This is a genomic window from Flavobacterium ammonificans, from assembly GCF_020886115.1.
Lineage (GTDB): Bacteria > Bacteroidota > Bacteroidia > Flavobacteriales > Flavobacteriaceae > Flavobacterium > Flavobacterium ammonificans.
The window spans coordinates 1,653,634-1,670,909 of record NZ_AP025185.1; the positions used below are offsets into that span (position 1 = coordinate 1,653,634).

The 17,276-nt window shown below is 32.8% G+C and carries 18 protein-coding genes; 3 read left to right on the forward strand and 15 right to left on the reverse strand.

Annotation, left to right across the window (positions count from 1 at the left end; genetic code table 11):
* Positions 1-154: 154 nt before the first annotated feature.
* From cap12 to LPC20_RS07395, 15 genes are all read right to left on the reverse strand, one after another.
* Positions 155-1,093 (reverse strand): CBASS system CD-NTase-associated NAD(+) hydrolase Cap12, encoded by a 939-nt coding sequence (cap12, locus tag LPC20_RS07325; RefSeq protein WP_229323990.1) that lies wholly within the window; start codon positions 1,091-1,093, stop codon positions 155-157.
* Positions 1,090-2,145 carry a nucleotidyltransferase-like protein gene (locus tag LPC20_RS07330; RefSeq protein WP_229323992.1) on the reverse strand — a complete coding sequence of 352 codons (1,056 nt, stop codon included), beginning with the start codon at positions 2,143-2,145 and terminating at the stop codon, positions 1,090-1,092. The genes cap12 and LPC20_RS07330 overlap by 4 nt, the downstream gene beginning before the upstream one ends.
* 90 nt (positions 2,146-2,235) lie before the next feature.
* The gene (locus tag LPC20_RS07335; protein WP_229323994.1) at positions 2,236-2,400 is read right to left on the reverse strand and encodes a hypothetical protein; all 165 of its coding nucleotides are present in this window, start codon (positions 2,398-2,400) and stop codon (positions 2,236-2,238) included.
* Between the two features lie 65 nt (positions 2,401-2,465).
* The gene (locus LPC20_RS07340; RefSeq protein ID WP_229323996.1) at positions 2,466-2,897 is read right to left on the reverse strand and encodes a hypothetical protein; all 432 of its coding nucleotides are present in this window, start codon (positions 2,895-2,897) and stop codon (positions 2,466-2,468) included.
* Positions 2,898-3,271: 374 nt separating this feature from the next.
* On the reverse strand, positions 3,272-4,222 hold the full coding sequence (locus LPC20_RS07345) for a hypothetical protein (RefSeq protein ID WP_229323998.1): 951 nt from the start codon (positions 4,220-4,222) through the stop codon (positions 3,272-3,274).
* 103 nt (positions 4,223-4,325) lie between these two features.
* Entirely contained in the window at positions 4,326-4,577 is a 252-nt protein-coding gene (locus tag LPC20_RS07350) for a hypothetical protein (protein WP_229324000.1), read from the reverse strand.
* A 363-nt stretch (positions 4,578-4,940) separates the two neighbouring features.
* Positions 4,941-5,546 (reverse strand): P-loop NTPase family protein, encoded by a 606-nt coding sequence (locus LPC20_RS07355; RefSeq protein ID WP_229324002.1) that lies wholly within the window; start codon positions 5,544-5,546, stop codon positions 4,941-4,943.
* Positions 5,547-5,613: 67 nt separating this feature from the next.
* On the reverse strand, positions 5,614-6,282 hold the full coding sequence (locus tag LPC20_RS07360; RefSeq protein ID WP_229324004.1) for a transcriptional regulator: 669 nt from the start codon (positions 6,280-6,282) through the stop codon (positions 5,614-5,616).
* A 453-nt stretch (positions 6,283-6,735) separates the two neighbouring features.
* Positions 6,736-7,011 carry a helix-turn-helix domain-containing protein gene (locus tag LPC20_RS07365; RefSeq protein ID WP_229324006.1) on the reverse strand — a complete coding sequence of 92 codons (276 nt, stop codon included), beginning with the start codon at positions 7,009-7,011 and terminating at the stop codon, positions 6,736-6,738.
* 627 nt (positions 7,012-7,638) lie between these two features.
* Positions 7,639-8,487 (reverse strand): RteC domain-containing protein, encoded by an 849-nt coding sequence (locus LPC20_RS07370; protein ID WP_229324008.1) that lies wholly within the window; start codon positions 8,485-8,487, stop codon positions 7,639-7,641.
* 487 nt (positions 8,488-8,974) lie between these two features.
* Positions 8,975-11,635: a TonB-dependent receptor gene (locus LPC20_RS07375; protein ID WP_229324010.1), complete on the reverse strand. Its 2,661-nt coding sequence runs from the start codon at positions 11,633-11,635 to the stop codon at positions 8,975-8,977.
* Positions 11,623-12,354: a GLPGLI family protein gene (locus LPC20_RS07380; RefSeq protein ID WP_229324012.1), complete on the reverse strand. Its 732-nt coding sequence runs from the start codon at positions 12,352-12,354 to the stop codon at positions 11,623-11,625. Before LPC20_RS07380 ends, LPC20_RS07375 begins: the two co-directional genes overlap by 13 nt.
* A gap of 72 nt (positions 12,355-12,426) precedes the next feature.
* The gene (locus LPC20_RS07385; RefSeq protein WP_229324014.1) at positions 12,427-12,726 is read right to left on the reverse strand and encodes a hypothetical protein; all 300 of its coding nucleotides are present in this window, start codon (positions 12,724-12,726) and stop codon (positions 12,427-12,429) included.
* A 120-nt stretch (positions 12,727-12,846) separates the two neighbouring features.
* Positions 12,847-12,993, reverse strand: coding sequence for a hypothetical protein (locus LPC20_RS07390; protein ID WP_229324016.1), 147 nt, complete (start codon positions 12,991-12,993; stop codon positions 12,847-12,849).
* Between the two features lie 205 nt (positions 12,994-13,198).
* A complete protein-coding gene (locus LPC20_RS07395; RefSeq protein ID WP_229324018.1) occupies positions 13,199-13,870 on the reverse strand; it encodes a response regulator in 672 nt (223 codons plus the stop codon).
* Between the two features lie 133 nt (positions 13,871-14,003).
* On the opposite strand from LPC20_RS07395, the gene LPC20_RS07400 reads away from it, so the two are divergent.
* The 3 genes from LPC20_RS07400 to LPC20_RS07410 all read left to right on the forward strand — a co-directional run bounded on the left by LPC20_RS07400 (position 14,004) and on the right by LPC20_RS07410 (position 17,223).
* The gene (locus LPC20_RS07400; protein WP_229324020.1) at positions 14,004-14,720 is read left to right on the forward strand and encodes a LytR/AlgR family response regulator transcription factor; all 717 of its coding nucleotides are present in this window, start codon (positions 14,004-14,006) and stop codon (positions 14,718-14,720) included.
* 280 nt (positions 14,721-15,000) lie between these two features.
* Entirely contained in the window at positions 15,001-15,189 is a 189-nt protein-coding gene (locus LPC20_RS07405; RefSeq protein ID WP_229324023.1) for a hypothetical protein, read from the forward strand.
* 57 nt (positions 15,190-15,246) lie between these two features.
* Positions 15,247-17,223, forward strand: coding sequence for a tetratricopeptide repeat-containing sensor histidine kinase (locus LPC20_RS07410; protein ID WP_229324025.1), 1,977 nt, complete (start codon positions 15,247-15,249; stop codon positions 17,221-17,223).
* Positions 17,224-17,276 lie beyond the last annotated feature (53 nt).

Here is a 17,276-nt window from a genome sequence, read left to right on the forward strand (position 1 = left end):
TTTAAATATTGGTTGGTGTATTAATTCTATTTTTTTCCATGTTGATGTAGCTGTTCTTTTTGGTCTTGTTTTGATAACTTGGATGATTATTTGCTTTTTATTATTCTTTTTTAGTTATTTACCACGCGATAGGAATCGCGCGGTAGCAGAGGGCTTAAAGTTCACTTTCTCTTTTTACGGTAACCATTTCGTCAAACCCCCCCTTTATTAAAAGCAATTTCAATGTTGTAATAAATCGTCTTAATTCCCTGTCAAGTATTGTGTTATAATCTAGACTTTGTTTATTAAAGTCATTTGGTAATAAATTTGAGATAGCGTGATTTATACCCGTAATAATTGTCGGAAATTCAATAAACTCTATTGTTTCATTTTTTATTTGAGTGTCAATACTAATTTGTCTTGGTCTTCCTGAATATTTGAAAGATACATTTTCGGTCTTAAATGTTGCTTTGAGTTTTTCAAATTGTAAGTTTACATCTTGATTTATTCTGTCAGGAACTATAATATTAATTCTGCACTTTTGATAGTGCTTATCTTCTTTTGTAAAACCTCCATTATCAATAATGTATCTACAAATAGGAGTTACTAAATTCTCATAATACACAGAAGCTAGTGTAGCAGATGGGAAAAAATTAATTTCATCATCTGAACTGTTTTTAAATAAATCACTAATTTGCTTAACTGAATTTATCAATGTTTTTGGATCAGCTTTGTCAAATCTTGCTAATGTTAGACCATTAAAATCCGAAGGAAGTTTAATTTCGTTGTCTATTAAAAAGGCACATTTAGAAGTTCCTAAACGTCCTGTAAATAAACCAAGCTCAAAAAGAACATTGTCTCGTGGTTGCAACATTTCTTCCCCTCTAAATATTATTTTATCATCACTTGTCCCTAATAAAATTCCAAAATCAAATTGTAATGACGCTTTAAGTAAATCGGCTAAAAAATTTTGATTGATTTTAAAAATTGCTGTGTCCCAAACATTGTCATTCCAAATTGTAACTTCAAAATCAGCATCTAATAATTTTTTTACTTGCTCTGCAAGTTTCGATTCTTCCGAAGATGAACCAATAAATAGTTTTTTCTTAATCATATTCTTAATGTGCTTTTCAAGTCTATAAAAATACCTTCTACCTCTGCCAATAATTTTTTCAAATTGTCTTTTTTTACATTATTTCCTCTAAAAATATATTCTCTACCATCTACTGAAACCAAACTATCTGCTTTATTTTCGTCAGTTGCAATTTTCTTCATTTGATTATAAATTACAGGGACTAATTCATAAAATGAAAGATTTTGATATTCATAAACACTAATATCATAACAAATAGCATTGATATCGAAACTGCTTAAATCAATATCGTGATCTGAATTAGCTTTATTATTTTTTAAAAAACGTATCATTTTTTTTAACCTTCCATTTGTAAGTGAACTTCTTTCATTAATTCGCTTTATGCTCAAAAATGGATAGTCTGCTTCACCTCTTGAATGTGGATCTTTATTATAAACTTGTATACCACGATAATCACCTTTGTCATTTATAACAGATGTGATGTCATCATACCAATTTGCAATTACGATATCAACTTCACGATTTAAACTTAAATTTTTAATCTTAATTGATTTTGGTTTGTTTATGTCGCAGGTCGAATAGACTCCTTTTAAAATATTTTCACTATCTATTCTTAAATTTCTCAAATCTTCCAAAGCATTTCCTTGATAAGTTGAGCTTGTAACTTCTTTTTCAAGTTTTGGTAATGACGAAAAGAATTTTATTCGTTGTTCAGAATTTTCTAATAATTTTTTGATGTTATAATTGTCAGGTTGGTAAAATTTTTCGCAAATTGTTAATAAATCTATATCGCTGTGTCCTTTAATGTGTGTGTCAGTCATTACAGAACCTTGATATTTAAAGCTTACATCTTTCAGTTCTTTTGATAAATACTCTTTTACCCTTTCGCCTGCATCTTTACTTTTTTGTGTGTATTCAGGTTCAACTCCCTTCATAGCTAACCTTATATAAGTCAATATTTCACTATAGGAAATAGTTGATATTTCGTCCGAAAAAGATTTCTTGATTGCAAAATGTTCTGGATTAATTCGTCCTTTTACATTTTCTATTAATTGCCTATAACTTTTAGCCATTTTTTAATTTTTAAAGTTTTTTCTTTTGTTAGTATACGATTCGATAGCCTTGCCACTAAATACTAGATAGCATAAGTTTTTATTTAACATTTAAAGTGTTGTCAGTAGTGTACTTATTCTTTTTTTTGTTGATTTCGATGGTTTTAATGATGGTGTGTTGCCAAGTGTATTTTTATTATCACGTTGATGTTGTTCAGGTTTTCCTGTTGCTATTGCTGTTCTTTTTGGTCCTGGTTTGATTGCTTGAATGTTCATAGGTATTTATTTTTAATAATGATTAAGCACGGATTACAAATCCGCGCAATCTAGATTAGCGGTAGTTACGACCCTATTCTTGATATTAAGAAAATATAAATATTACAGTATGCCAATACAATGAATATTATTTTTGAAATGAAAAATAGCCAAGAAAAAATCTCAATGTAAATTGGAAATTTAACATCAGATATATCGTTGTCGTTTAATATACCTTTATCATATCGACACTCATATACACTATAAAAAATATAAACATTTATTGCTTTCCAAATGTATTGGAACAAATCCAACGATAAACCAATAACAACAAATTTGAGCGGAATAATTAAATCTGTTGGAATAATGTTTTTGGCCAAATCTGCACTTTTAAAAATCCAAATAATTCCAATTGCAGCAAATGCAAAATTTCTTACTAGTTCACTTATTTTACTAGTCGCGTCGTTAAAATCGTTTAACCACTCTTTGAGCGGTTTTTTTATATGATCACTTGCCATCTTTAGGTGAGTTTGGACCTCCAGTTCTCCCGAGTTTAATATTAATGCTAGGTTTTAGAGATTTTCCGGGTGAAGAATCAGTTTTTTTTGTTTGGGTCTTTTCCCGTGGTTGATTTTTTTTAGCCATATGTCTCTTTTAATTGATTTGTTTGGAATAATTACCGCTATTTTTTAATATCATTGATGTGATATTCCTTTTTTAAGTATTGCTAGCAGTTTATTAATTCTATTTTTTTGTTGTTGATTTTGCAGGTGTTCCTGTTGGCGTTGCAGTTCTTTTTGGTCCTGGTTTGATTACTTGTATGGTCATAGGGTTATTTTTTTAAGTTAGTTACTGACTAGTCTTATAATATAGTTATAAAGTCATGAGACTTTTATTTACCCCCAATATTTCTTACTTTATCTATGAGTTCAATACTTCTTTCAATAATTTTTGGGTCGTAATCTGATGAAGATTGATTTGAGAAATTATTCAATTGATTATTAATATTCCAATCTCTGAATATCTCTTTGATTTCATCGGGATTAATTTTGTCATTAAAAACTTGTAGATAAAATTTTCCAAAAGAAATTGCGTGGATTCTGTCTGCAATTTTTAATGATTCACTCATATAGGATTTTCCTAGCGTGAAAGAGTATTTTGAAGCTGCTATTAAGAGTATTATAATAAAAACACTCTTCAAGGCATAAAAAGTTGTTAAACTCCAATTTTCCTGTTCTTTGAATACACTTAAAGTAGTATTTGAAAACCAAATCGCAATACCAATTCCACTAACTAGTGAAATAAAACCTAGACAATACCAAAAACGACCAGAGTTACTTTGTCTTTTCTCTCTAATATTTAATCCGCTTAGGGTTTCATTAATATAAGATGGAGCAGTTGTTTCAATTTTTTCCTTTATTTCTTGAGCCTGTTCATCAGTTGCCAACTTTTTACCTAAAAAAGAATTTATTGCTTCGTTGATTTTTTTAACAACTTCATTAATTTCATTTTCTGAAAGTTTGTTTTTTAATGTAATAAAGTTGATGCTTAATATACTTTCAGGAAAGTTTTCATAATTAATTTCACCTGCTACTATTGGAATTAATAATTTATCATTTCGCTGACTAGTATAATTTCTTAATTGGATAAGCTCATTTAAAAAATTTTTTGATTTTAATGAATATGAAGTAATTATTGGAATAATTACATCAGAAGCTAAAATTGCTTTTTTAAATGAATATTCTTGTTCTTTACCGTAATCGGTTTCTTCATCAAAAATTTCGTGTCCTAATTCTTTGAGTCTATAATTTAATTCATAGTATAGACTTACATTTTTGTCCATTTCTATTTTTTGACCTAATAGATATATTTTCGCCATAATTTTATAAGATGAGTGATTTTTTTAAATACTATTTTATGAGTATATAACTTTTAAAATCATATAGTTATAATTTTTCAATGACACATTTAACGAATTCAGTCCTAGGTCTTGGAGCTGAAACTGTATTGCAACAGCTTTTAATTGCATTTAATATTTGTGTATCATTATGAAAAGGGAAATATTTTTTGATTTTTTTGATTAAATAGTCTACTTCCCATGTTTCTTGACAAGCGAAATACCTACGGTCTCTGTTATCTCTGATTTTTTTATCATCATATTCGCTCCAACTTTCATTTAAAATTTTTTCTACTGACATACTTTATTTTTTTATTGCCCTACTCTTTGTTCCAGTTTTCGGTTTTCCTGTTAAAATTTTATATGCTATTAATCCCAATACACTATCAAAAGCGATAGCACATTAGAGTAATAACAAACGTCTTATTTTGTTTTTGGAAAAATAGAAAGTTTGTCGGGAATGATTTTACGGTTTTCCGGACAATTCGTTACGGTTAATGGTAATTGAAGTTTGCCAAGCGGATGGCTTGGTGTGTTTGGGGGCGAAATGGTGTAGTTCATTTTAATTTGGGTGTAAATGATTTGGATTATAAAAGTAGTAAAAATAGGATTAAGTAGTTTACTATTTGGTCTTCTTTTTTTGTTGCTTCGTTCCTCGCAATGACTACCGCTTGTCGGGGGTGGATTTGTCGAAGGAGATGAGGTTGAGCATGGCGCGCATTCGGGAGCGAACACGGTTGCCATAGGCGTTTTCTATTTCGGAGGCGGAGAGGTTGGTGGTGATGTGGGTTTGCACTTTCTTGGACACAAACAGATCATAGCGTGATAGGATGATTTCGGCCATGACATTGCATTCGTTACCGAAGTATTTCAAGTTTTTTTCCACTCCCAAATCGTCAAAGCAGTAGTTGCGACCTTCTTGGTTGTTGCCCCGGCTGTAGCGATGAATGACTTCGTAGCCGTCTTTGATGAATTCGAAACTAATGTCGCGGCAGGTTTTTAAATGGAAACGGTTGTCTCTGTGGGTGACGTATTTCATTAAGCTCATCAGTGAGGTTTTGCCACAACCGATTGGTCCCGTGAGGAGGATTCCTTTGCTGAGGTCTAGGTCAAATAGGGTCGCTACTACTTCGTCTTTGAGGTAGTAGGCGATGAGTTTGGATAGGTTGTTTTGGTCGGCTTCACGGAAATGGAATTGCGTACCGTAGTCGGTTTTTCCTTTTTGTTCGAGCCATTTGATTATTTCGGGGTAGTCGTAGTGGGTTTTCATTTTTTCGGTTTATTATGGGTTGTAACGAGTTCGAGATACTGAAACAAGTTCAGTATGACAAATAATACTAAAGTGGTTCGTCGTAGTTTTTGTCTACTGTTGTGTGAAGGTTTTGCGCCTGGGGTTTGTTGGCTCCTGTTGTTTTGGGTGGGAGGCTGCTGCTGAATTTGGCGGTATTGAGGATCCAATTGCGCGCGGCGGCTTGCCAGTCTTTCATTTTTGTTTTTCCGCCAATTAGCCATCCGTTACTGGTATAGTAATTGAAAAAGCGTTCTGCTTCGAATTCGGAGACTTCTTGACTGCTGAAATATCCTTTCACAATTTCGAGCGCCGGGTGTGTTTTTTGGATGTTCTCTTTGGCTACTGCCAAGACATTTTCTTCTTCCTTAATTTCCAATTTTTCTGGGGTGGTCTCTTTATAATGTTTTCTTTTTGTTTTAAGTATAGGTTTACTATATATAGAGGGTTCAGCAACCTGTTCAGCGACCTGACTAGTAGGCTGCCTATTTTTGGTACTGCTACCGTTGGATAAATCGTGGATAATTACCGTGGTTCCCGCATACGGATTGTAGGAGGGCAGGTAGTCAATGAATCCCAATCGCTGCAGTTCTTTGATGCATTTGTGGTAAGTAGCCTTGGAAGCTATTTTACTGGCTTTCATCATTTCGTCTCTGGAAATGGTAATGGGATTTTTGAATCGGTTGATGTTCCATCGTTGAAAGAGGGCGAGGTACAAACTGATGTGGGTTGGGTTGAGGGTTGCTTCATGGGCGATTTGTATGAAGAAACCGGTGAGGTGTTTGATGTAGTTCATTTTCTGTTGTCGGTTATCGGTTGTCAGTTGTTGGTTATTGGTTGTCGGTTATCTGTTATTGGTTCTCGGATTTGGGTTAACTCTGATTCTTCTTTTTTCCTTTCTTTTGGCTTGACCCAAAAGAAACAAAAGGTCAAGACTTGGAGTCCTCGTCGGTCAAATTTATTCTCGAGGGCTAAATGAAAAAAACTCGGCTAAAGCCTCAAACAGCTTTTCATTTTTCGCCCTCTTCGACTATTTGACGCACGACTGCGGACTCTAAGGTCGGTTGCGTTTTGTGGTGCATAAACGGGTTTAGGTTTCAATTGACGGTTATCAGTTATCAGTTATCAGTTATCAGTTATCAGTTATCAGTTATCAGTTATCAGTTATCGGTTATCGGTTGATGGTTTTGTTTCCATTTAATAGTTTGTCGATGTGGGCGGATTCATAAAAGATAATACCGCCGACTCTAGTGTAGGTCAGTGTGCCGTTGATGCGGAGGTTTTGGAGTGTGCCGGGTGAGATGTTCAACAGCTCTCGGACTTCATTGGATTTGAGCCACTTTTTTTGCTGCTGTTGGGGTTTGATTTCTAATAGGGTGCTGAGGTCGGCGATTAATAATTGGCGGAACTCGTTTAGGTCTTCTTTTGTGATTACTTCAATTGCCATAGTATTTAATTTAAATTATTAGTTATGGTGCAAAATTGTAGTGTTTGATTTGTTTTGTTTCACAACGGGGTGGGGGTTGGGTGTTTTTTTTCTTTTGGCTTGACCCAAAAGAAACAAAAGGTCAAGACTTGAGCCCTCGTCGGTCAAATTTATTCTTGAATTCTAAATGAAAAAAAACTCGCTTCGCTCAAACAGTTTTTCATTTTACGAATTCCGCGAATATTTGACACTCGACTGCGGACTCTAAGGTCGGATGAGTTTTGTAGTAAGGCATCATGAATAGGTTTCAGTTGATGTTTATCAGTTAATTTTTGATGTATTTTGTCTTGATTACTAATGGGTTTATATTTTATTGGAATTCGTGAATCTTCGATTTCAAAAGAAACAAAAGGTCAAGACTTGAGCCCTCGTCGGTCAAATTAAGTCTTGAATTAGAAATGAAAAGAACTCGCTGCGCTCAGACAGCTTTTCATTTGTACTAATTCTTCGACTATTTGACACTCGACTGCGGACTCTAAGCTCGGATGAGTTTTGTAGTAAGGCATCATGTTTAGGTTTCAGATGGCGGTTGTCGATATACGATATACGATGTATGATATACGATGTATGATATACGATTTACGGTTGTCAGATTAGTTCGTCGAGGTTGTCCATGCGTTTGAGGAGTTGGTGGTTGAGGTTGGTGATGAATTTGGTTTTCTCACTTTTGCGGGCTCTGATTTCGAGGAAGGCTCTGCGGTATTGTCCCAAGTCGATTTCGAATATATGTTCGAAGTATTCGGCGATGTCTTTGAGGTCGGCAGCACCATTGTTGAATACTCCTTCGGTGTGTAATGCATACAGGAGTTCGGTTAGGGCGACTTTGGAGCTGGTCCAAGTTATTTTCCCTTTCGGTTCGCGTTGTGAATTTTCTAAGCTTTCTTTTTTTTCTAGGACCAATAGTTGGTTTTCGATATACAATTGAATGAGATCATTGGCTAGGATTGTGGCTACTTTGAAATCATGGGAGGTGGCAAAGGAAGGATCTGTTTCGAAATAATAGGAGTCTAAGGCGAGTTTGATGTCAAACTTGCCTCGGAGGAAATATTGGTAATCTAAATAGGTATTACCGGCACGGAAGTATTGGTAGAAATCCAATTCTTTGTCAAAAAAGGCTTTCAGTTTGGAGAGTTCGTTGTTGTAGTATTTCTTCAGTATGCGATCACCACCACTGGGCTTTTTTCGCTCTATTTGATAGATTTGGTTGAAATAAATTAGCTTGGAAGTGAACTGCGGTTTGACTTCCTTAAAGAATTTAATTTCTTCTCCTTCTGATTTAAAATTAGCTTTGGCTACTATTTTCCGAACGGCATGAATGGATTTGAGAATGACGTTAATGGCTTGTTCGCACTGCTGAATGGGATTGTCGATTTCTAAATCGATGAAGTTCAACTGCTCGTTGAGGTTGCGTAATAGGGGGGCGTATTTGGGATTCAAGGGAAATGGATTTGCGATAGTCGATATACGATTTATGACCCCGAAGCTTCGGGGCGATTTACGATATGACTATCTGGTTTATAATTTTTTTAAGGTGGGGACATGGCGATTTTTGATTTACGATATACGATTTACGATGTTCGATTTACAACCCCGAAGCTACGGGGCGATGTTCGATTTACGATGTTTGCTATCTGGTTTATACTTTTTTATTTTTTCTCTGTGTTACCTCTTAATTGCGCATGCAATTGATTATCTGTTGTAAAACGGCTTCAATTTTACTACAAATAATTACTATTCCATTACGGTTTTTTGACTATTTTTTTACGGTTTTGTATTGATAGGACTGCTTAGTAATCCCATTTTTTTAACGCGTTCAATGAGTTCGGCATCGGAGCCCCCTTCAAAGATGAGTTGCCTTTTTAAGTTGGCTTTTCTTTTTTCAATTGTATTGAGGGAAGGGGGAATGTAGTGAGGTAGAACTATTTTAAAATCGATATTCCATTTTTAATAACACATATCTAGGCATTAATCGATATTCGGTTTGAGAAATGTTGATGTCTGAAATACTATAGTTTCTAAATTTCTCAGTGTTAAAAAGATTATTAGCTGACAAGAAAAGAGTTAGTTTATTATCTTTTATCACATAACGCGCTTCTAGATCCAAGAAATAATATTTATTGTTTTTTTTGTCCAAATTGCCAAAAAAGTATCGTTCTGATTGTACTTGAATATTAAATTTATCATTAAGTATAAATGACAAATCTAAAAAACTCATATTGTCTGTAAAACTATTTTTAATGGTTGTTTCAACCTCGTTGAAATTCCATTTTGATCCAATATGATAATTAAAAAACCCTCTAAAACCTGATCGTAATTCAAAACCATAATCAGTATTAAAGTTTTTTACTTCTCTTAAATTTGAACTATTTACAATGTTTTTAAAATTGGACTTTGTTGCTCCTAAATTGATTTTCAGGTTCGATTTTATTGGTTTAAAATAGCGGTCAATACTAGATGAAAAAGTCACAAACTCACGATCTTTGATGATTATTTTTTCAGATTGTGAATAATTTTGAGCAATAATAGAATTGGTACTGAAAAAATCATTGTTTTTGGAATACAAGAGAAAAGTATTAGCAAAAAACTTGTCGCCCCAACTGCCATAAGTATAATTTAAAATGGCACTTGATGAATTCAATTGATTAAACTCTTCTAACCCTTTTGAAAACGAACGGTAACCAGTTTGTATAAAACCTGAATATACGTCTAAAACACTTGCGTTTGTGGTATTATAAGAATAGGAACTAAGGATTTTATTGTTGTCGTTAATTTTCCATTCTATGCCAATTTTAGGCATTATAAAAAAAGGATTTTGATTTGAACTCGTGTTGCTATTTACTAATTCATTGTATAATTGATGAAAATCGGATTGGGTTAATAAAGAAAATTTATTCAATTTAAAACGATATTTAGCTGACAAATACAAATCGTTTGAAGTATAAATTAAATTGTTTTGATACCCATTTGGAAAAGCGAGATTATTTTCATTTTGATACAATTCAAAACGAGTATCTAAATTATCAATTCGTAATTGATTACCAAATTTAATTTCCAGTAAATCACCGTTTTTCTTTTTGTTTAACAAATGTGCTTCAACGCCAAGAAATTCCATTTTATTTTCGCTAAATTGTTTGGTGTTGTTAACGTTATTTGTAAATATGTTATTAAAAAGAGATTGATTTACAGAATAATTTTGAGGTGTTTTTTCGTTGATGTACCTACCTGAAATCAAAAAAACTTTGTTATCCTTAAATTTATGGGTATAATTTATTTTTTGGTCAATTAATTCATTATTTGAATTTAATCTTTCATTTAATACATCATTGTTGAATAATAAATTACTTCTATTTTTTTCATTCGTTTTATTAAATTTCCCTGTATATTCTACTGTTTTTGTTTTTGAAATATCATAAGTCAAATCGATTTTTCCAAAACCTGTAAATTGTGTTTTACGACCTACTAAATCTTCAGTATTAGTAAATGTTGTTGTTCCAACCGAAAACGATTGAAAACTATTTCTAAAAAAATCAACTTCATCATTGTTAAAAAATCCAAGTGCTTTTAATTTTACCTTTTCAGATAATGTAAAAATACTATTTAAGGATACCATTTCAGCATTGTTTAGATTCACTCTTTTTTGTTTTAGATTTGGGGTTTCGAAACCCAAACCTAATACTGTATTTGCTATTTGATTATCTCCTAAACTTGAGGGCTCATCAAAACGATAGGGACGAATTAAGTGATTGATATCTCCAGTAGCATCTGTACCATTATTATTTAAATTTGTCAGAAAGTAATATTTATTTTTTTTTCCAAAATTCATTAAATTGCTTCTGACCTCATATCTATTTTCAGTTGTAAAATTGTTACCCGCTTGAATATTACCAAACCAAACACGTTTTGCATCTTCTTTTAATGTTAAATTCAAAGCTACTTTCTGGCTATTTTCTATACCTTTAAGGTGTTTATTGTTCGAATAGTTTTGATATAGTTCTACCTTGTCAATTGGGTTAACAGGCATGTTTTTAGTCAGGATTTTGTATCCTTTCTCAAATAAATCATCTCCATCTATCATCACTTTTTCAACTTCTTGATTCCCTACTTTGATGGTGCCATTTGCGTCAATATTTAAACCGGGTATTTTTTTTAGTAAATCTTCTACTACTTGTTCATTCCCTTGCTTGAAAGAATCTGCATTGAAAATGATAGTATCCTTTTTTATAGTAATTGGTTTTTTTGATTCAATTATTATTTCTTTGAGTTCTGTAACTTTTGAAGTTAATATAAAATCAATTGTCTTTATTTCGTTTTTGTTTTCAATACTAATCTCTTTGCTTTGTTGTTCAAAACCAATTGAAGAAGCAATTAAAACCAATTGACCTGTTTTTTCAGTTTTTAAACTGTATTTACCTAGTTCATCTGTATAATTATATGTAATGATACTTCCAGTATTATCTTTTAAAATAACACTGGCAGAGATTATTGGCTCTTTTTTAGCGTCAATTATTGTCCCTTTAAAATAGTTTTGCCCATATGCAGAAAATGATAAAGAAGCTAAAATTAATAACAATGTTAATTTTCCCATTCAAATTTAATTTCAAGCCCATTTCTTTCGACTTTTATTGTTTGAGTTTCTGTTCCCCTTGGTAATTGAGAATCAATATTACCCATAATGTTATCGTAGCGTAATTCAACATATTTTTTTAAATCAATTTTTTTATAAAGACTAATTTCATTGGGAAATATTATTTCTTTATTTGTAAACTTTATTTGAGTTACTCCCCAATAATATCTATTTGTATCATCATATATTTCCATAATTAATCCAGGCAAACCATTAAATTTCCATGGTCCCATTTGAATTGGATATTCTAGAGAGTACCAAGCTGTGTAATTTCGACCTCTAAAATTTGTAGTTGCTTTGTAACAAATATAATTATCAATTTTTTTTGTTATTTCTGATTTGAGTTCCCATTTTATTTTTGGAACATTTTCAAAAACAATATAAGTTTCGTTATTGATTTTTTCTTTAAAAATTAATGAATCATTTTTGAAGTCAGTTATAATATAACGTTCTACATCTTTCTGAATTACATTTATTTGATTAGCTTCTTGTTGAAAATCTGATTTTAGATTACTTTTAGAAATATTAAAAACTGATTTTTTTTGTTTTAAATCTAATAATAAGGTTCCATTTTTTTCATTGTATATTTCTGTATTGTATTTGATTATATAATTAATTTCTATATTATTTTGTCCAAAAGCGGATTGAAGAAAAAAAAGTGTAAAAATGATGTATTTCACGTGTGATAAATTTCTAGTTAGTATTATATTGGCATCTAAATTGATGATGCCAATATAATTAATAATTTGTTATTATGCTTGTTGTAATACGTAACTTAATCTTACTGCATCTAACCAAGTTTGACATTCTGATTCACTTGCCACATTGTAAAATGTATGTATTTTTGTTGTAGTGAGTTCACCATCGGCATTGTAAATTCTAACTGTTACAGTACAAGTACCAATTAATTCATCTTTTAATAATTTTGAATCAATTGAATAAGTATCAACAGTTGTAACTACATTGTTTAATAATTTCGATTGATTAGAGCTAGTTGCAAAAGCCAAACTACCAATCAATAATAACGTAAAAGTTAGAAATAATTTTTTCATACTAAATAATTTTTTGCTCGAATCTTTGCAAGAGCTTCCGGCTCGTTAAGGCAGTCAAAGATTTTCTGCGGTTGTTTTCCACTATGGAGTTTCTGCCCGTTACAAGTTTTTTTTATCTGGTTAAGTGCTATTTCGATTTGATTTAAATGCCATTATGTTGGCTGAACATTGAAAACTTTCACGAACCTTGATAGTGTTATTTCTTGAAACATCCCAAATATCGCTTGGCGTGATTCGGATTGTAAACATGCTTTCATCTACTTTCATTTTTTTTAGAAGATTTATTGGCATTGATTTACAATTACAAACCTAAACTCGTTTTTTAATTTAATTTTACGGGTTTTCAAGGTTGTTTTTACGGTTTATTCATGGTGGGGATCTAAAGAGTACGGTTTGGATTTTTTCAATTAAGATTAATAATAAATACTGCACTTGTGGAGTGAAATCTATATAGGTTTATATGTACTTGAAATTAACTAAGACTGCTTAGTAATCCCATTTTTTTAACGCGTTCAATGAGTTCGGCATCGGAGCCTCCTTCAAAGATGAGTTGCCTTTTTAAGTTGGCTTTTCTTTTTTCAATTGTACTCAGGGAAAGGGGAATGTAATTTACTAAATCTTTGGTTTTGAGTCCTTCGGCTATCAATTGTACTATTTTGCTATCGTGTTCGTCCCAATGAATATTTTTAACGACAAACTCCTTTTGCGCTTCCATAATGGATGTGGTGTAAAAGGTTTCTTTCTTTAAGATGGCTTCCATAATAGTAGGGAAGCTTCTGTAATTGATATCGTTTTTTGAAATAAAACCTATTGGATTGAGTGTTTTTACAATTCGGTTGACCCAAACAGGTTCGCTGTGCATCGAAATGATAATGATGCTACAGTTGGGAAATTGTTTTTGTACCAGGCTTCCAATTTCATCACCCGATCGTAGGTTCATTTCTTCGTATGGAGGCAGACTTACATCAATAAAAGCTATGTCTAAAGGTATTTCGCTAGCCTTTAGTGCGTTTACTTTGTCATAGGCTTCTTTGCAATTGTAAGCCAAATGAAAGTTGGAATTCTTGTTGCTTTCGATTGCGGATAAAAGTGCCACATAACTGTCTACAATGAGCGGATGGTCGTCTACAATAAGAATGTTCATTATACAATGGTTTGGTTCGCGAATGATTTAGATTTGGGAACTAAAACGTTCCAAACCTAATCAAAAAATATTGAAAAGATTACGGTTTAACCGTAAAATTAGGTTTTAAAGCCTATTTACATTGCAAACAAAAATGCAATTTTCGTATGTACTTATTGATGGATCCCAAGTCATTGAGCCTACATTAGAATTGATTAAAGCGCACGATGCTTTTTTGTGTGTGGCCGTTTGTGCCAATCGAACCGAGGGCATCAATAAAATATTGGAATTGAAGCCCGATGTTGTTTTTATGCACCTAGACGGATTGTCTACTCCAGATGAAGACGCAATACGACTTTCTTTATTGAGTGAATTGCATGAGTTTTTGGATGTAATGCCTACTATAATCGTTTTGAGTAGTTCGAAAGAACAAGCATTTGATGCCTATCAGCGGGGCGTGTATGGCTATTTGTTGCATCCAGTAGACCCGAATGAGTTGCGCAAATGCTTGTTTCGTTTTCAAAAGACCCACCAGGCTTTGTATGCCGATAAAATTGCTATCAAATCCAATGGTGATTACCATTTTATTACCACGCGGGATATTGTCTATTTGAAAGCCGATAATAATACGACCGATTTTTATTTGCAATCCGGAAAGGTCATTACGGCTTTTAAGACCTTGAAACATTTTGAGCAATTGTTACCTTTTTATTTCTTTCGAATTCACCACAGCTACGTTATTAATGTGGGTCATGTAAGTCGGATTAACTTGGGTAAAAACCAGTGCTATCTGTTGAACAATGAGATTGCCTTACCTTTTTCCAGAACCTATAAAGAAGCTATAGATACGATTATCATTCGGATTTCCTGAACCCATTTTGTCAGTTACTCGCAAAAGCGGTTGAGTTACTACAGTTGGTTTAGCAGTTGCTAATCAGGGGTTTATTTCGTTTTTTTTACTGCATGCACTTGGTATATTTGGCTTATCCAATCAATGGAATTAAAGCTTTAGTGGTTGTTTTTAGCGTAGGGTAAGGATGCTAAAAACGGCTCTGAGAATGACCGCCCTTCTTTTCAGAATAATCAATTGAATCGCTGCGCCCAGAAGGCTTGGCTAGGATGTTATTTCTAATCCTTAAAAATGATTTATTATGAAAACCCCAATTGTATCGAAATTTATTTTATTGTTTGTTTTTAGTATTGTTTTACAATCGTGTACAGCGGATTCTTTACCTGGAGACCCAGCAGCTAGTGCTGAAAAGACCGTGGTCAAGCCAACGAATGTGAGTTCGGAGGTTGCTGCGGATGATAGGCAGCCAAATACTCCAAAATTAAGATAATTAAAAAAGACTATGTTTATGCGTAGTCTTTTTTGTTTATTTTTGAAATAAAAATCATTGAAAAAACTAATAAATTTAATTTTATTTATTCTGTTCTTCTCTTGTTCCAAAAGAGAAAATAATTCTTTAAGCACAACTATTTTTCAGACACCTCAATACATTGCCTTTGATGTTGATAAAAAAATTACTTTTTTAGATTCTTTAAATAACTCTATAATTGAATTGCCTCAAACAGTTTCCTCTGTAAATTATCTCTTTGATTTGTCAACCGAGTATTATTATCTCAATCAAAATTTTAAATCTCTTGATGTTAGTAGAAAAGCGTTGTTAATATCTAATTCGCTCCATGATACTTTGTCAATTGCAAAATCTTATAATTACATTGGAGATGCGTATGAACAAGATCATAAAGACAGTGCATTCTATTATTATAGAAAAGCAGAAAAGTTATATCAAATATTAGGAAACGATGAATTAATAGGTAAAATGCTTTTTAATAAAGGGTATATTTTATTTTATGAAGGAAACTATACTGAAAGTGAAATTGAATTTTCAAATTCTCTTCAATTTTTGAAGTATAGTTCTAACCATGAGTTATTGTATACTGTTTACAATATGATGGGCTGTACACTCGAGAGATTGGATGATAATGAAAATGCACTTAAATACTTTGGTTATGCTAAAAATGAATTAAAACTATTAAAAACATCTAATACTTTTAAATATAAACTCACTTTATCTGTAAATATTGCTAATGTTTATGATAAAAGAAATGAGTTTGATAAATCAGTAAAAGAATTAAACTCTGTTTTAAATGATGGTATTGCAAAAAAATGGCCTAGTGATTATGCCAATGTGTTAGGCAATCTTGGTTATTCAAAAATGAAAAGTGGTGATTTAAAAAATGCCAAGCCCTTATTATTAAAAGCCTATAACATTTCATTAAAAAATGATACAGAGAGTAATGTTTTATATAAAATTATAAATCTTGCTGAATATTATTTAAAAGTTAAAGACACTACAAAATCACGAGATTATTTGAATAGGGCATTGGTTTTAGAGAATAAGATCAAAGCGAGTAATGAATTGAAATTAGTTTATGATTTACTCTCAAAAGCGGAACCTCAACGTGATTCCTATTATAAAGGAAAGATTATTCGGCTAACGGATAGTCTTGCTGTTGTCCAACGCAAAAACAGAAACAAGTACGCTCGCATTGAATACGAAACCGCTGTGGTGGAGGATGCGAATAAAGAATTGAGCAGTAAGAATTTGTATTTGATTTTTGGCGTGGTGGTTTTGGTGGCTGCTTTGGGTGTTCGTTATGTGATAGGCCAGCGTAAAGAGATTGCCTACAGAAAGCAATTGCAAGCGGCCGAGTTGGAGTTGTTTGATTTGATGCGTTCTTCGCAAGTTGCGCTCAATAGCGCTAGGGAAGAGGAGCAGAATCGGATTTCGAGGGAGTTGCACGATAATGTGATGAATAAATTGTACGGCACCCGATTGCAGTTGGGCATGCTTAATTCTCCCTCTATTCCAGATGTTGAGGTCAAACGATTGGAACAAATAGACGTCCTACAGACTATTGAGCAGGATATTAGAGCGATTTCTCATGATTTGCATACTGATGTTGTGGCTTCGCACTTTGATTATCCTGTCTTGTTGGCACAATGCGTACAACAGCTTAGCGCAACGACCCAAACGAATTTGCATTTGGATTGTGCTGCTGGGATTGATTGGGAGGCAGTTTCCGGTTTGGTAAAAATTACGCTCTACAGAATGGTACAAGAGGCCTTGTCTAATGTGGTTAAATATGCCGCAGCAACCGACTGTCATATTACTATTGGTCAAGCTGATGCTAGTTCATTATTACTGACTGTAAGTGATACAGGAAAAGGTTTTGATTTGGCTACCGCTTCTTCTGGAATTGGACTTAAGAATATGCGGGATAGGGCTCGATTGGTTAAGGCTGATTTTCGTATTGAAAGTGCTGTAGGGCAGGGGACTCGTATTGAATGTAAGTTTGTTATTTAGGAAGGTTTATATACTACTTTAATTAAAAGAAACTATTTTATTGTTATCAAATT